Genomic DNA, 16,458 nt, shown 5'->3' on the forward strand with positions numbered 1-16,458 from the left:
GAAGTGGCCGCCTCAAATGGAATCTATGTTTTGACGATTATCCTCTATAGTCTAAGCGTGTTTGCATATTTTATTGACTTTCTTCAGAACAACCGGAAGGCTAACCGTGCGGCCTTCTGGTTGCTTTCTATCGTCTGGATGTTGCAGACGATCTTCTTACTTATTCGAACTTTTCAATTTGAGCGATTGCCTTTGTTAACCCCCTTTGAAGGTTTAATCTTTTATGCTTGGGCAATGGTCACACTCTCCTTAATGATTAACTTTTACTTTCGTGTGGATTTTCTCGTTTTTTTCATGAACGTGGTGGGTTTCTCTTTGATGGCTGTGAGTATATTCTTGCCAACGGGCAATCTACCTTCAGATCTGGAGGAAATTCTCACCTCAGAACTTCTTCTCTTGCATGTGACGCTGATCATTCTTTCTTATGCGGGATTTACACTCGCCTTTGTCTGTTCTGTTATGTATATGCTTGAACATCAAATGTTAAAGAAAAAGACGTGGGGGAAAAGGCTTTTACGATTTGGAAGCTTGTACAAACTTGATCGCTTTACATTTGTCACAACGATGTGCGCGTACCCTTTATTACTATTAGGGGTTATTCTCGGGTTTATTTGGGAAGGAGCGATCTTTACGCTTCCATTGTTTGATCCGAAGATCCTTGGTTCCTTAGTCGTGTTATTATATTATGGAGTGTATTTATATCAACGAGCGGTAAAAGGAAAACAAGGGTATGGCATGGCCTTTTATAATATGCTTGGGTTTATCGTTTTACTTGCCAATTATTTGTTGACGAGTGAATGGTCAACCTTTCATCTTTGGAATGATGGAGGGTAAGATGTAGTGGTAGAACGGGAGGCAAAAATGAGAACAATTGTAATTGGAACGAGAAAAAGTAATTTGGCACTGAAGCAAGCAGAATGGGTCGTTCAGAAGTTAGAAGCCCTTAACCTGCCCTATAACTTTGAGTTGAAAAAGATCGTCACCAAAGGCGATCGAATTCTCGATGTGACGCTATCCAAAGTAGGAGGAAAGGCACTTTTCGTAAAAGAAATCGAACAGGCCTTAGAGAATGAAGAGATTGATATTGCTGTCCACAGTATGAAAGACATTCCATCTGTCATCCCGGAGGGGTTTACACTTGGAGCAGTTACAGATCGTGAAGATCCAAGAGATGTATTGATTTCAGAATCTGGTGAAACGCTTCATGAACTACCGGCCGGTTCAGTTGTTGGGACGAGTAGTTTACGCAGACAAGCGCAAATTCTCGCAGCTCGTCCAGACGTAGAAGTGAAGTGGATCCGTGGGAATATCGAAACTCGGATGCGTAAAATGAAAGAGGAAGATTTTGATGCCATCGTGTTAGCGGCTGCCGGTTTGTCAAGAATGGGCTGGTCAGAAGAGGTGGTTACTGAATATTTACACCCTGAAGATAGTTTGCCGTCGGTAGGGCAAGGTGCCCTTGGCATTGAATGCAGGGAAGATGATGATGATAGTAAACAATTGCTTCAGCATATCCACAACGATACTGTAGCTCGGACGGTTCAAGCAGAACGAGCATTCTTAAAACATGTAGAGGGAAGTTGTTCCGTTCCGGTAGCCGGACATGCAACACTTGGAGAAAATAATGAGATTACCCTGAAGGCACTTGTCGCTTCACCAGATGGTAAAACATTGCTTCAGGATGAGGTGAAAGGAGATAATCCGGATCATCTTGGGAAAGTGATCGCTGCTAACCTCCTGGAGCGCGGGGGTAAGGAAATTCTCGATCAAGTGAAAAATGAACTGGAGCAGTAATTCAAATGCCAGCGAGGTCATCGATTGCTCTTGTAACGAGAGCGAAAACAGATCAGGGGGCTGAAGATCCTTTAGTCAAAGAACTTCAGGCATTGGAAGTCCCAGTAAAGCATATTCCGCTTGTCAAACAACAAGCCCTTGATAGTTACAAAAAAATCCCCTCTGCAAAAGAGGCAAACTGGCTGGTTTTTACAAGTGCAACTGCCATTCATTATTTTCATGCCTTGATGGAAACGAGTGAATGGATTACTTCCGACATGCGGGTGGCAGCTGTCGGCCCCAAAACAGCTGAAGCAGCTAAGGCAGCTGGATACTCGGTAGATGTGATTCCGGATCACCCCTATACTGCCGAAGCACTTGCTGAGGTCTTAAGTGTTAAAATAAACATCGGGGACACGGTCGTACTTCCAAAAAGTAAACAGGCCAGACCGGTACTTGCTGAGTTTTTACGAAGGCAAGGGGCGAATGTGTTCGAGGCTGCCATCTATGAAACGACGCCAAAAATAGAAAGCGCACCCGATCTGGATAAATTCCTGATGCTGTATCCAAGCGCTGTGATTACGTTTGCAAGCCCAAGCAGTGTCCAGGCCTTTACGGCGATGCAAACGAATACTTCAAAGGTCCAGGCTCTTTGCATCGGATCGATTACAGCAGAAGCTGCCCGGTCTGCAGGCTTTTCTTGGGTACAAGCCGCCTCGACACACACATTCGCAGATTTAGCCAAGTTAACTTCAAACTATGTATTGAGGTGATCGTGAGATGAAAGAACTTCAATTTGACCGTCATCGTCGTCTTAGAACGACGAGCTCCTTAAGAGATCTCGTGCGTGAAACGACTGTGGAAAAAGCGGATTTGATATACCCCGTTTTTACGGTGGAGGGAAGCGAGGTCAAAAACGAGGTTCCTTCGATGCCAGGGGTATATCAATATTCCATTGACTTACTAAAAGAAGAGATCGACGATGTGGTGGAGCAAGGCATTCAAGCCATTCTTCTCTTTGGAGTTCCGGAAAGAAAAGATGAGGTCGGAAGCAATGCGTATGCAGAGAACGGGATTGTCCAGAGGGCAATACGGGAATTGAAAGTACGCCATCCGGAACTAACCATCATTGCAGATACGTGTCTTTGTCAATTTACGGATCATGGCCATTGCGGTGTCATTGAAGATGGTACGATCATAAATGACACTTCTCTGGATTTACTTACGAAGACAGCAGTCTCTCAGGCTGAAGCAGGAGCTGATGTGATCGCACCTTCGAACATGATGGACGGCTTTGTCACGGCTATTCGAAATGGCTTGGATGAAGCGGGCTTTGTCCATGTACCGGTGATGTCTTATGCGGTGAAGTATGCTTCTGCTTATTATGGCCCGTTCCGTGATGCGGCTCACAGTTCTCCATCATTTGGTGATCGACGAACCTATCAGATGGACCCTGCAAACCGAAAGGAAGCCCTTCGTGAAGCTTCGTCCGATGATGAAGAGGGAGCTGACTTTTTAATCATCAAACCAGCACTATCCTATCTTGATATCGTTCGAGATGTTAAGGAACAGATCAATCGGCCCATTGTTGCCTACAATGTCTCCGGGGAGTACTCGATGATCAAATCAGCCGCCGCGCAAGGGTGGCTTGATGAAAAAGAAACAGTCATCGAAAAATTAACGAGTATGAAACGTGCAGGTGCGGATCTAATTGTGACTTATTTTGCGAAAGATATGGCACGTTGGATTGATGAAAATATTAAGGGAGAGTGATCAGCATGCGTACATTTGAACGTTCGAAAGAAGCATTTCAGAAGGCAAAACCTCTGATGCCAGGGGGAGTAAGCAGTGCAGTTCGCGCGTATTCATCTGTTGGGATGGATCATGGCATTTATATGAAAAAGGGTGAAGGAGCAACCATTACAGATCTCGATGATCAAACGTATATTGATTATGTATTGTCATGGGGGCCACTACTTCTTGGCCATGCTGATCCCCATGTTGTCAACCGTTTGCAGGAAACAGCAGCACTCGGAACCAGCTTTGGGAGTTCTCACGAAATGGAAACAGCTCTCGCTGAACTTGTCATTGACCGTGTCCCTTCGGTTGATGTCGTACGTTTTGTCAATTCAGGAACTGAAGCAACGATGAGCGCATTGCGACTTGCACGTGGTTTCACTGGAAGGAATAAAATCGTCAAAATGGAAGGGTGCTATCACGGCCACGGTGATTCCTTGCTGATTAAAGCTGGCTCCGGCGTTGCCACGTTAGGATTACCAGATAGTCCGGGCGTACCGGAAGGTACAGCATCACAGACACTTACCGTCCCCTACAATGATTTGGAGAGCCTTTCGCTTGTGTTCGAAAAGTTTGGGGAGGACATTGCGGCGGTCATTCTTGAACCGGTGGCGGGAAATATGAACGTCGTTCCTCCAGAAGAAGGTTATCTTGAAGGTGTTCGCGAGATCACCGAGGATCATGGAAGTTTGCTCATCTTTGACGAAGTAATGAGCGGTTTCCGTGTGGGGTATCATTGTGCCCAAGGAAAATTTGGGGTCACTCCAGATTTAACCACACTTGGAAAAGTGATTGGTGGAGGTCTCCCCGTAGGCGCTTACGGTGGTCGAAGTGATATTATGGCTAAGATTGCCCCTGATGGACCGATTTATCAGGCGGGGACATTATCGGGAAATCCACTTGCAATGACCGCAGGGTATGAAACTCTTTCACAAGTTGGCCCGGAAGACTACGAACAATTCGAACGACGGGGTGAGCGCTTGGAAGAGGGACTAAGCGCAGCGGCGAAAAAACATGGAATTCCACATCATATCAATCGAGCTGGTTCCATGATAGGCTTCTTCTTCACGGATGAAAATGTGAGGAACTTTGAAACGGCTCAATCTGCGGATTTGCAATTGTTCGCTTCCTATTTTAAAGAAATGCTCCAGGAAGGAATATCAATTGCCCCATCTCAATTTGAAGGCATGTTCCTCTCTACCAAGCACAACGATGAAATTATTGAAGAAACGATATCAGCTGCAGAACGAGTCTTTGCGAAAATTGCAAGGTAATGGAAAAACCGTCCAAACGTTTAGTTTGGACGGTTTTTTTGAGGCTTCATAACTGTCAAGGGCGGCTGTTTGTGTTCCTCTCATTGATCCTCTTTCTTTTCTAAGCGAATGAAGAGCTCCCAGAGGGAATGGAAGTATAACTCGGAGCGATGTCGCTTGTTGGATAAAAGGGCCCTAAGAAACTACGCATAACCGTAGTTGCTGATACATACGTTGGTAGCGTACAAAAAAATTGCGGAACGGACCGTATTTTAACAAAGAGGGGGAACAAACCGTGACCCAAGAACAACCAACATCTCTGACTTTTAACCTTGAAGAGTCGGTATGGCTCGATCAAGGTGAACGAATTCAAACGATTTTAGGGCTAGAGCTGGAGCCAGATATTACCATGCGAGAGGATGATCATGAAGTTGTCATTCGAGGTGGACTTCACCTTATTGGGCAGTATCATCCATACGATAAGAATGAAGATGAACTGAATGATGAATATCAGCAAAAATTTACTTCGCAAAAAGCTGATAGCGTTCGGACAATCGATACGGGGGAGCGGGAAATCAAACATTTTTTTCCCGTTGATGTAACCATTCCTATAAGCCGTATTCAGAGTCTCGACGAATTATATGTACAAATTGATAGTTTTGATTATGATCTTCCTGAGCCGAGTTGTATTCAGTTAACGGCAGATGTAACAATTTCGGGGATGAAAGAAACAGAAGAGATGGGTGCTGCTGAAAAAACGGTCGGCCCACCACCTATGCCCTTCCCGACCTTTACACACGAAGTGAAAGTCCCGCCCCCGGAAAAAGAGACATCCAGCAGTGATTTACCTGGTATGCATACGAAGGACAGGATGGAAAATAAACAGGAATCGCCACCGCAAGAAGAAGAGGAAAAAGTACCTGAGATGAATGTTGAACCTAGGCCAGAAGCCAGGGCGGAAATTGAACAAAAACCAACGGGTCCTAACCCCGACCTAGAACAACAGTCAGAAACAAGGGCTAAACCTGAATCCGAGCAAGAACAACCAGAAACGGCACTAAAATCCGAACCTGAACAACAACCGGAAACAAGGGCTGAGCCTGAATTCGAGCAAGAAAAAACAGAAATGGAGTCAGAGCCTGAACCTGAACACAATTTAGAACTCGAGACAGAACCCGAACAAAAATCCGAACCTGAACCCGAGGTAGTACGTATCGGAGTAGAAAAAGAAGCGAGATCCGAAACGCGTATAACGGATCCTTTGACCGGTGATCAGGAAGAAGAATATCAAGTCGTACAGGCTGATGGCGACAATGAGGTTGATGTACGGGACGAAGGCGAAGAAGTGTATGATGAAGAGGTTCCAGAGCTAGAATCAGCCACTAACAAAAAAGATAATGCTCTTTATCTAACGGAAATGTTGGAAAAAGGAGACCGAGAATCTTTCACAAAAATGCGCATGTGTATCATCCAAGAGAATGAATCGTTGGATACCATTGCTGATCGCTATGGTTATTCTGTTCAACAGCTTCTTAGATGGAACAATATGGATATGAACCATGTTGAAGAAGGTGAAATTGTCTATATACCGGTGCATAAAGCAAATGAATGAATTCAATGAACAGCGACTTTTAGACAAAATAAATCTTCAGGGAGCTGACTGGACGTGGATCAGTGAGCGGGTCCTAAAGGCTGAAGCTCCAACGGGTCCAATAGCCATTAAAAGATGGCAGCGTACGGACACTGATCGGGAAAATTTTTTGCATCACCTTCGTTACGCAGAACGTGCAGGTATTCAAGGTGTTATCCCTCTCATGCAAAGAGCAAAGGGGGATTTGCCTGTTTTTGAAGTAGACGAGCAAGTGTATTACCTTGAACCCTGGATCGAGGATGAACCCATTCCTTCCCCTCCTCCAAAGGAGCTTAGGTTGTTAACCATCCTTGCGAGTAATCATAAGACTTCCGAGTCCGAGGAAAAGTTGAGTGAAGAAGAAGTCAAAAATTATAAACAGGAAGTGGAACAGTTAAGGCAGCAAGACCAGCTCATGATGGAACGAATCACTGATCAGTTTGAACAATCTAGATTCTTATCCCCGTTCGAACTAACATTTTTAAATGGATATCCATTCCTTAATCAGCTGTTTAAAGAGGCAAGGAAAGGGTTTCAAAAATGGGCACGGCAAATTCAGGAAAAAGAGTCGTATCGTTTCGTATTCTGTCATGGTCAGCCTACGCTGGAGCATGGCCTTATTGAGGCTGATGGTAACGCTTGGTTTACGAATTGGGAAACGAGTGGCCCGGGGCCTCCGGCATACGACCTCGCCTATTTCTATCGTGATTTAAGCCGAAAGCAGCCTTTCCACCCTCTAGATGGTAAAAAACTTTACGGAACGTATGAAGCTTATGGGCCGAGCTGGAGTGAAGCGGATACCGGACTCTTAAAAGCGCTGACACTCACACCTACACCGATTTTAGAATTTGCAGAGTCGTATCGTACCACCCCCCGCAAATTTGCTGAACATCAGTGGACGGCAATGCTTCAATCAAAATTAAGCAGCTTAAGATATTTACACCAAATGATTCAATGGAAGGAAACACAGGAAACGTCCATGAAAGGTAAATAACCGATCATGGGCGTTTATCGTTATTAGGATAAGTATTTTGAAATCAAAATTTGGGGTAATGCGGATAACAATGATTTGTAAAAAAGGAAACAGTGAAGGTGATGGACGGATGAAAGGAAATCTTCTTTTGATGAGTCTCGTTTTCAGTTTAATTGAGGAAGTAAAGATGCTATCGTGTGTACATAAGTGAGATGATCTAAAGAAGGATAATTTTGTGGGTAAAGGGAGTTACTGTGATTATTAGAAAGGCAACAATGAAGGATAACGTAACCCTTAGCGATTTAGCTTATAAATCAAAAGCTTACTGGGGTTATACTGACGATTTCATGGAGATATGCAAAAAAGAGCTAATAGTTACTAAAGATGAGATTAAAAACAATCCTGTATATCTAATGGAAAGGGATCATAAAATTATTGCTTATTACAGTTTCGCTTTCACTTCAGATCCCGTACAACTGAAAGCATTGTTCCTTGACCCAGATTATATAGGTCATGGGTTGGGGAAGATGATTTGGAAAGACATATTAATGAAAGCTAAGGAATTGAATATAATCGAATTTACCATTGAAAGTGATCCTCATGCAGAAGGATTTTATCAAAGAATGGGTGCCGAAAGAATAGGTGATGTACCATCAACCGCTTTTTTACACCGAAAACTCCCTCTCATGAAAGTCTGTGTACCATAAATTATGTCTTCTGAAACAATAGGGACGTTCGTTCAAGGACTAGCACACGTTCCTATCGGGATTCTGCAGACATGTATTAACACGGTGTTTTTCGGAAATACAAATATAGAAGAATAAAGGTAATTAGAATAAAGACATCAAAGCTAGTCGGAAAAATAAATGTGCGTAACATTTGAAAACAGATGAGGGGCAGGAGAACTTGTGCTGCGGCCAAGCGCCATTTTAAAAACCAGGGTGGTCTTTTTTTTCCATAAGGAGGCCCTGGCGGCGGCTTGTAATAATTTCGTTTCAAGAAAAGCCCTCTCCTTTCTCAACGTTTTAGCTTCTTATATTTATATGAAGGAGCATTTTAATCTGACACTAACATTGACGAATCGTCATATGATGCTTAAAATAATAGTAATTATCCCGATGAACAGCGAAGACTGGAAGTAGTACATACAACCCCTTACAGAGAAAGAGTCCTAGGCTGGAAGACTCTCATGGGCAATGGTGTGGAAGTCGTCCGCAAGCTGCTTCTCTGAATCATGAGTAAGAGGAGCCGTTAACCACGTTACGGTTATCGAGTGTATGAATGAGATGAGGATCGTTCATAAACAAAGGTGGTACCGCGAGCGCTTTCGTCCTTTGAGGGAAAGCGTTTTTTTTGTTGTAAAAAATATGCCAGGAGGTCTATTCATGAGTGAAAAGCAAGAAATGCCTAGTAAATATGATCCGAAGAAAACGGAAGCAAAATGGTACCCTTACTGGGTGAACAATGGTTACTTTGCAGCGACTCAACAAGGAGAACGGAAAGGCGAGCCATTTTCGATCGTGATCCCGCCGCCGAATGTTACCGGTCGCCTTCATCTTGGTCATGCCTGGGATGTGACACTTCAAGACATTATTGCTCGTCGAAAAAGGATGGAAGGTCGCGACATGCTTTGGCTTCCAGGTATGGATCATGCCGGTATTGCCACACAGGCCAAGGTAGAAGGAAAGTTAAAAGAAGAAGGGAGAAGTCGTCATGATTTAGGACGTGAACAATTTCTAGATGTAAGTTGGGACTGGAAGGAGGAATACGCGGACTTTATTCGTGAGCAATGGTCAACGCTTGGCTTGTCTCTCGATTATACAAGGGAACGTTTCACCCTTGATGATGGTCTCTCGAATGCGGTTCGTGAAGTATTTGTCCGTCTCTATGAAAAAGGGCTCATCTACCGTGGACAATATATTATTAATTGGGATCCTGCGGCACAAACAGCCCTTTCCGATATTGAAGTAGAATATAAAGAAATTGAAGGCTCTTTTTATCATATGAAATATCCGCTCAAAAATGGAAAAGGGCATATCAAAGTGGCAACCACCCGGCCGGAAACGATGCTCGGGGATACGGCTGTCGCTGTGCACCCGCAAGATGAGCGGTATCAGTCACTTATCGGTGAAACGGTCGTCTTGCCGATTGTCGAAAGAGAAATCCCAATCATTGCTGATGAATATGTTGACCGGGAATTCGGTTCAGGAGCCGTAAAAATTACCCCTGCCCATGATCCGAATGACTTCGAGATCGGTAAACGCCATGAGTTACCGCGGGTATTGGTGATGGATGAAGCGGGTGTGATGAATGAGAACGCTGGCAACTATCAAGGACTCGACCGTTTTGAGTGCCGCAAAAAAATTGTAGAGGATTTACAGAATGAAAGCACTCTATTTCATACAGAAACTCACATCCATTCTGTTGGTCACTCTGAACGCTCGGGTGCAGTTGTTGAACCGTACTTGTCCACACAATGGTTCGTTCATATGGAACCTTTGGCACAAACGGCGATCGATTTACAAAAGCAGGAGGAAAAGGTGCATTTCATCCCGTCCCGCTTTGAGAAAACGTATTTACAGTGGTTAGAAAATATTCATGACTGGTGTATTTCTAGACAATTATGGTGGGGGCACCGGATTCCTGCTTGGTATCATAAAGAAACCGGAGACATTCACGTTAGTAAACACGCACCGGAGGACATTGAAAACTGGGAGCAAGATGAGGACGTTCTCGATACGTGGTTTAGCTCAGCACTTTGGCCATTTTCCACGATGGGCTGGCCGGATACCGATGCAGAGGATTTACAACGTTTTTACCCAACGAATGTACTCGTAACGGGCTATGACATCATCTTTTTCTGGGTTTCTCGAATGATTTTCCAAGGACTGGAGTTCACAAATGAACGGCCATTCCAGGATGTTCTTATTCACGGTCTTGTCCGTGATGCTCAGGGTCGTAAGATGAGTAAATCCCTTGGCAATGGTGTCGACCCTATGGATGTTGTGGAAAAATATGGTGCAGATGCCCTTCGTTTTACATTGGCCACGGGAACGACCCCAGGGAATGATTTAACGTTTCAATGGGAAAAAGTGACGGCAAATTGGAATTTCGGGAATAAAATCTGGAATGCCTCCCGTTTTGCGCTTATGAATATGGAAGGATTCACCTATGAAGATATGGATCTAAGCGGGGTGACATCGACAGCTGATCGCTGGATTCTTACAAAGCTGCAACATACGATTGCGGAAATTAATCGTCTGATGGATCGATATGAGTTTGGGGAGGCAGGCCGAACGCTATACAATTTCATTTGGGATGACGTCTGTGATTGGTATATTGAGATGGCAAAGCTCCCACTTTACGGTGATGATAAAAAAGAAAAACAAACCGCTCAATCCGTTCTATCCTATGTCCTTGATGAAACCCTGCGTTTATTGCACCCATTTATGCCGTTTTTAAGTGAAGAAATCTGGCAGTATCTTCCTCATGAAGGGGAAACGATAACACTTGCTTCGTGGCCGAAAGTAGATGAATCTCTAAGTGATGATGAAGCACTCAAAGATATGGAAATGTACCAATCGGTGATTCGCACCGTTCGCAATACTAGGGCAGAGATGGATGTGGCGCCGAAGAAAGAAATCCCGCTTCATGTAAAACCAACCTCTAAGGACGCAGAAGAAAGAATCAAACGCGGGAAACAGTATATCGAACGTTTTTGTAACCCGGAACCGCTGGTCATTGATCCTCAGCTCGAGGTTCCCGAACAAGCTGTATCTCATGTGTTAAGTGGTGTTGAGTTATATATTCCGCTTACTGGCCTTATTGATGTAAACGCGGAAATCACTCGTTTGCAAGCGGAAAAGGAGAAAATGGATGAAGAAATCAAACGCGTGGAGCAAAAGCTCGCCAATGAAGGTTTTGTAAATAATGCACCGCAAGCGGTTGTAGAATCGGAACGCGCAAAACAAGCCGACTATACGGAGAAACGCTCGGCGATTGTAAAACGGATGAGCGAGTTAGAGAATATCGGATAGTTATGGGTGAAAGGGGAGGAATATGGAAACGTATGAAGAAGTGATGTCATGGTTGAAGGGGGCTCAAGCTTTTGGGCTCAAACCTGGATTGAATCGTATGGAATATATACTGTCGGCGCTTCATCACCCCGAGCGCCGACTTCCGTCGATCCACATTGGTGGCACGAACGGAAAAGGATCAACGATCGCATATTTACGTTCAATATTAGGGGAATCAGGCTTGAACGTGGGGACTTTCACCTCCCCGTATGTAGTGGAATTTGAAGAACGGATCAGTGTCAATGGAATTCCGATCCATCAAGATGATTTGATCTCGGCAGCAAACGCGATTGCCCCCCATGCTGAAGCACTTGCAAAGACGGAATGGGGAGCTCCCACCGAATTTGAACTTTTAACAGCGATGGCCATTTGGCATTTTGCCAAGGTAGCACTTCCTGACATCGTGATCTGGGAAGTAGGATTAGGCGGACGACTTGATGCAACGAACGTCGTTCATCCGCTCTTAGCTGCCATTACAAATGTCGGCAGGGATCATATGCACATTCTCGGCTCAGAGATTACAGAGATCGCTAGTGAAAAAGCAGGCATTATTAAACAAGAGGTACCGGTGATTACCACTTGTCAAAACCCCGAAGCGAAAACGGTCATTCGTGAACAGTCATTAGCAAAAAGCGCCCCATTTTACGCGTTAAACGATCATTTTGAGGTGATCAACGGGCATACGAGCACTGATGGAGGGACGTTCACGATGCGCACGCCTTTCCGTTGTTATGAGGATCTTCATGTTGCTCTGCGCGGTGAACACCAGTTGGAAAATGGCGCTCTTGCTGTGATGATCGCCGAGTACCTCAGGGACTCCTGTTCTTTTTCAATTGATGATACATCGATAAAAACAGGCTTGGAACGGGCCTTTTGGCCGGGCCGCCTAGAGAAAGTTCAAGACTCCCCTCCTGTGTTTTTAGATGGAGCCCACAATCCTGAGGGCATTGAGCGCTTAGCCCACTTTCTTAGCCGGCTAGACTCGGAACCCTCCATTCATATATTAACAGCAGTTACGAAAGAGAAAGAGGTCCGTGGGATGTTTGATCCATTGTTCTCTCTCAACCCGGAAAGTTTCATACTATCGAGCTTTGATCATCCTAGGTCAGCCGACCCTGCCCAGTTGCCGCTAAAAGCCGAGGTTTTTCACAGTTGGAAAGAAGGGCTTCATGAATTGCTTCGCCGCGCAGCTCCTTCGGATGTGATAGTCATTACTGGGTCTTTATTTTTAATATCAGAAGTGCGAAGTCAATTTTTTTAAAGAAAAAAGAAGGATATTCGACAAAACCAGCGAATATTCTTTATATAGGTGGTTGTGTTATATTCGATGAATGAGAAAAGAGGAAGGGTTTGCTATTTGAACTAAGCTTTTTTTTGCTTTTGGGACTTACTTTCGGATCGTTTTTCCAAGTCATCGGTGTGCGTGTGCCGCTAGGGGAGCCGATCGCTTGGAGCCGTTCCGTATGTCCTCGCTGTAAAAAGATATTGCGGGCGCGTGATCTTTTCCCTGTTCTTTCCTATCTTATCACCTTTGGAAAGTGCCGTTATTGTGCCGTGCGGATATCTCCAGGTTATCCACTTGCTGAAATTGTAACCGCCTCCCTTTTCGTACTCATTTATGTACGTTATCAGGTTTCTCCCGAAACGATAATGGCCATTATCGTTATTTCCCTCGTTATTATTGTTACGATTACTGACCTTCATTATATGCGCATCCCCAATTCAATTCTTGCTTTTTTTGCTTGTCTATTGATTTTCGTTCGCATATTCCTTCACCCTTTTGACCCATGGTGGGACCCATTTATGGCAGCTCTACTTAGTTTTAGTGTCCTGTTTGTTTTGATGAACATGAGTGGCGGCGGTCTTGGAGGAGGAGATGTAAAATTATTTGCGGTGCTTGGGCTGGCGTTTGGGTTGTTGGATTTGCTTCTTGTCTTTTTTCTTTCGACATTGGTCGGAACAGCGATAGGCATAGGCAGTCGTATTCTTGCACGTCTTAAGCCTGGGCAGCCATTTCCCTTTGCCCCGAGTATCGCACTTGCGGTCATCATCGTCGTGATGGCAGGTGACTGGTTGTGGCACTGGTATTCTATAATATGAACCGCGTGATTCTGTCGGATCTTTTCACCCTTTAGGTGACAAATCTCACCTTTTTTCTGAGAGGAATTATGGTATGGTGTGGGCGTTATAGGCAACGTCTAATCGACCAGGAGGCTGAAATGGGACAAGATCACCGAAAAATGACCTTTAAAATAAACGGAAAAGAAATAGAGTCTCATCGGGACACGAATGCTGAAAAGGAGAACGATCAGGGAGAAAGAAAACGTCCGGAAGTCATCGATCTTACCCAAGAGCGTAAAGAATGGGCGGGGCGAGAGAAGGAATCAGTAAGGCGGCCACAAAAAGAAAGCCCGGGATTACCTCTGAATCGAAAAAAGAAAAAAACAACGGTTACGTCTAAAAAGAACTGGTCTTTCCAGCCGTTCAAAATTCCTGTTCTGATCATTGCAGCATTATGTGTGGGTCTATTATTTGGTTTGCCACTGCTGCAAGTGACGACGAATTTTTCACTCACCTCAGAAGAAATTACCGCAACCTTCAATGATCCCGGAAGCGGATCGGGAGCAGCTGAAGATTTTTCTTCAGAGGATCAACTGCTCTTAGATGTTGTACAAGCGGGGGCTTTTGAAACCAATGAAGCTGGCCAGGAAATGAAAGAGACCTTTGCAGAGGCAGGTTTTCCAACGCTATTGCATGATATTGAAGAAGAAGAAATGGTTTATTTATACGTGGGGATGACCCCACAAGGGCAAGCGGAGGAAGAAGTGATTCCCGAGATCAATAATGAAGGGTTAGAAGGATATGTAAAAACGTTTTCCATTCCAACGTCCCCAGAAGAAGCCGATCCTGCGACGGAGGAACTTACGAGTGATCTGGGAGCATCTTTAATTAAAGGGTTAACGGCAACAGCTCCTGGTGAGAACGGGGAAGAGGCAGAAGCAACAATGGCTAATGTGAACATGGAAGCATTATCGACGATGTCAGAAGACAGTGAGAAAGCTGAAGAACTACTCCAGGCATTACAAGTGTTACAAGAAGAAGGGAATGAAAGTGACCATGAGGTTTGGATGGAAGTAACGTTGGCCTACGAAGAATGGACAACAACTCTTTAGTTAACGCTTTTAATTGGGATATACTACTACAAATACGAAGATACGAAAAAGGGGTGGCCCAACGATGTCTGAACCCGCACTCATCCTCGCATCTGCTTCTCCTCGTCGGCAACACTTATTACAAAAAATGGGCTATAACTATAGCGTCGATATTAGTCATACGAATGAGTCATTACAAAAAGATGTAACGCCGAGGGAAAACGTCATCCAACTAGCGGAAAGAAAAGCGGAAGAAGTCCAGAAACGACATCCACATGAAGTTATTCTAGCAGCTGACACGATCGTTTCTCAAAATAAAATGCCCCTCGGTAAGCCCTTGGACAAGACTGATGCCCTTCGGATACTCACACAACTATCTGGAGACAGTCACCAGGTGTATACAGGTGTTTGTATAAAGTATGTTGATCAGTTACGTACGTTTTCTAACAAGACGAATGTACATTTTCACCCCTTGTCTTCTGAAACGATTCAAGCATATGTTGAAACCAGTGAGCCTTTGGATAAGGCCGGTGCTTATGGCATTCAAGATAAAGGTGGATTGTTTGTGAGCCGTATTGAAGGGGACTACTTTAATATCGTGGGCCTACCAATGGCTATGGTTGCCCGGGCTTTGGAAGAATTTGAGATCTATCCCCAATGGCTAAAAAAAGAATAATGAGGTGAAGAATTGACACACTCCCCCGTAGTAAACACGATGAAATCTCCTCTCCCCGCCAGTGAAATGCCTCGCGAACGACTCGTAAAGGAAGGGGCTGAACGCCTTTCCAATCAAGAATTAATCGCCATTATATTAAGAACTGGTACACGCAGTGAAACCGTGTTGCAGTTGGCCAATCGTGTACTTAGGGAATTCGATGGCATTATGATGTTGAAAGACGCAAGTCTTGAAGAGCTTCAGGCGATGAAAGGCATCGGCCAGGTGAAAGCCGTTGGACTGCGAGCAGCCCTTGAACTTGGGAAACGCATCCACACTGCACGTGAAGGTGAACGCTATGTGATAAGGACACCAGAAGATGTATCAGATTATGTCATGGAAGAAATGCGCTTTCTTAGCCAAGAGCACTTTGTTGCGATTTATTTAAATACAAAGAATCAGGTATTGCACAAAAAAACAATATTTATCGGCAGTTTAAATGCCAGTATCGTACATCCTCGTGAAGTTTTTAAAGAAGCTTTGCGGCGCTCGGCAGCATCGATCGTGTGTTTGCATAATCACCCTTCCGGAGACCCTGCCCCGAGCAAAGAGGATAGTGAAGTAACGAAACGGCTCGTTGAGTGCGGTAAAATTCTGGGCATAGATGTATTAGATCATATCATTATCGGTGACCTTCAATATGCAAGCTTACGAGAACTTGGGATTATTACTTGAGAATTCAAAAAACCAGTGCATGAATCGTGCACTGGTTTTCGTCTGTCTTCTAAGACTTTGACATAGAGGTTGCAAAATTTGTGTATTTTCCTCTGCACTTAAACGTATTATATGATATTGTGAGATGATATGAAGGAATTTATGAAAGGTTAGTGAAATGCTATGTTTTTCAGGAAAAATTGCGTATAATGGGAAAGGGAATTTTGCTATTTTCCTGAGAAAATTATGTTAATGACGTGTTCAAAAAGGAAGACAAAAGAACTAAAATGTTCCAGAAGATGCAGTCTTGAGGGCGCAGTGCCTGTCACACTGTAAGCAATACTCGCACAACAGTGCTTCTTGTTTCGAGGAAATGGTATTCATATGTGCGGCTAGCGCCGCTTTGCCACAGGGTATAGTGGTTTTAGCCGGCTT

Annotated in this window: 14 protein-coding genes and 1 other annotated feature; all 14 genes read left to right on the forward strand. The window is 44.3% G+C overall.

Annotated features, from left to right (window positions below; genetic code table 11):
* Positions 1-3: 3 nt before the first annotated feature.
* The 14 genes from HNR44_RS01390 (at position 4) to radC (ending at position 16,044) form a co-directional block, all read left to right on the forward strand.
* Positions 4-834 carry a cytochrome c biogenesis protein CcsA gene (locus HNR44_RS01390; protein ID WP_184402340.1) on the forward strand — a complete coding sequence of 277 codons (831 nt, stop codon included), beginning with the start codon at positions 4-6 and terminating at the stop codon, positions 832-834.
* 27 nt (positions 835-861) lie between these two features.
* Positions 862-1,794, forward strand: coding sequence for a hydroxymethylbilane synthase (gene hemC, locus HNR44_RS01395; RefSeq protein WP_184402341.1), 933 nt, complete (start codon positions 862-864; stop codon positions 1,792-1,794).
* 5 nt (positions 1,795-1,799) lie between these two features.
* Positions 1,800-2,546, forward strand: coding sequence for a uroporphyrinogen-III synthase (locus tag HNR44_RS01400; RefSeq protein ID WP_184402342.1), 747 nt, complete (start codon positions 1,800-1,802; stop codon positions 2,544-2,546).
* Between the two features lie 7 nt (positions 2,547-2,553).
* Positions 2,554-3,546 carry a porphobilinogen synthase gene (gene hemB, locus HNR44_RS01405; protein ID WP_184402343.1) on the forward strand — a complete coding sequence of 331 codons (993 nt, stop codon included), beginning with the start codon at positions 2,554-2,556 and terminating at the stop codon, positions 3,544-3,546.
* Between the two features lie 5 nt (positions 3,547-3,551).
* Positions 3,552-4,844: a glutamate-1-semialdehyde 2,1-aminomutase gene (hemL, locus tag HNR44_RS01410; protein ID WP_184402344.1), complete on the forward strand. Its 1,293-nt coding sequence runs from the start codon at positions 3,552-3,554 to the stop codon at positions 4,842-4,844.
* A gap of 274 nt (positions 4,845-5,118) precedes the next feature.
* Positions 5,119-6,435, forward strand: a complete 1,317-nt coding sequence (locus tag HNR44_RS17915) for a LysM peptidoglycan-binding domain-containing protein (protein WP_184402345.1) — start codon at positions 5,119-5,121, stop codon at positions 6,433-6,435.
* Positions 6,428-7,447, forward strand: coding sequence for a phosphotransferase (locus HNR44_RS01420; RefSeq protein ID WP_184402346.1), 1,020 nt, complete (start codon positions 6,428-6,430; stop codon positions 7,445-7,447). The genes HNR44_RS17915 and HNR44_RS01420 overlap by 8 nt, the downstream gene beginning before the upstream one ends.
* Before the next feature lie 233 nt (positions 7,448-7,680).
* Positions 7,681-8,133, forward strand: coding sequence for a GNAT family N-acetyltransferase (locus tag HNR44_RS01425; RefSeq protein WP_184402347.1), 453 nt, complete (start codon positions 7,681-7,683; stop codon positions 8,131-8,133).
* A gap of 412 nt (positions 8,134-8,545) precedes the next feature.
* Positions 8,546-8,764: a binding site (T-box leader), on the forward strand.
* 47 nt (positions 8,765-8,811) lie between these two features.
* Complete coding sequence (locus HNR44_RS01430; protein WP_184402348.1) at positions 8,812-11,463, forward strand: valine--tRNA ligase; 2,652 nt, start codon at positions 8,812-8,814, stop codon at positions 11,461-11,463.
* A gap of 22 nt (positions 11,464-11,485) precedes the next feature.
* Positions 11,486-12,763 (forward strand): bifunctional folylpolyglutamate synthase/dihydrofolate synthase, encoded by a 1,278-nt coding sequence (locus HNR44_RS01435; protein WP_184402349.1) that lies wholly within the window; start codon positions 11,486-11,488, stop codon positions 12,761-12,763.
* Positions 12,764-12,852: 89 nt separating this feature from the next.
* Positions 12,853-13,602 (forward strand): prepilin peptidase, encoded by a 750-nt coding sequence (locus HNR44_RS01440; RefSeq protein ID WP_184402350.1) that lies wholly within the window; start codon positions 12,853-12,855, stop codon positions 13,600-13,602.
* A gap of 119 nt (positions 13,603-13,721) precedes the next feature.
* Positions 13,722-14,675 (forward strand): hypothetical protein, encoded by a 954-nt coding sequence (locus HNR44_RS01445; RefSeq protein ID WP_184402351.1) that lies wholly within the window; start codon positions 13,722-13,724, stop codon positions 14,673-14,675.
* Between the two features lie 64 nt (positions 14,676-14,739).
* Entirely contained in the window at positions 14,740-15,330 is a 591-nt protein-coding gene (locus tag HNR44_RS01450) for a Maf family protein (protein WP_184402352.1), read from the forward strand.
* 39 nt (positions 15,331-15,369) lie between these two features.
* Positions 15,370-16,044: a RadC family protein gene (gene radC / locus HNR44_RS01455; protein ID WP_184403499.1), complete on the forward strand. Its 675-nt coding sequence runs from the start codon at positions 15,370-15,372 to the stop codon at positions 16,042-16,044.
* Positions 16,045-16,458: the final 414 nt, after the last annotated feature.

The sequence above is a fragment of the Geomicrobium halophilum genome (genome assembly GCF_014207655.1).
Classification (GTDB): Bacteria; Bacillota; Bacilli; order Bacillales; family Marinococcaceae; genus Geomicrobium; species Geomicrobium halophilum.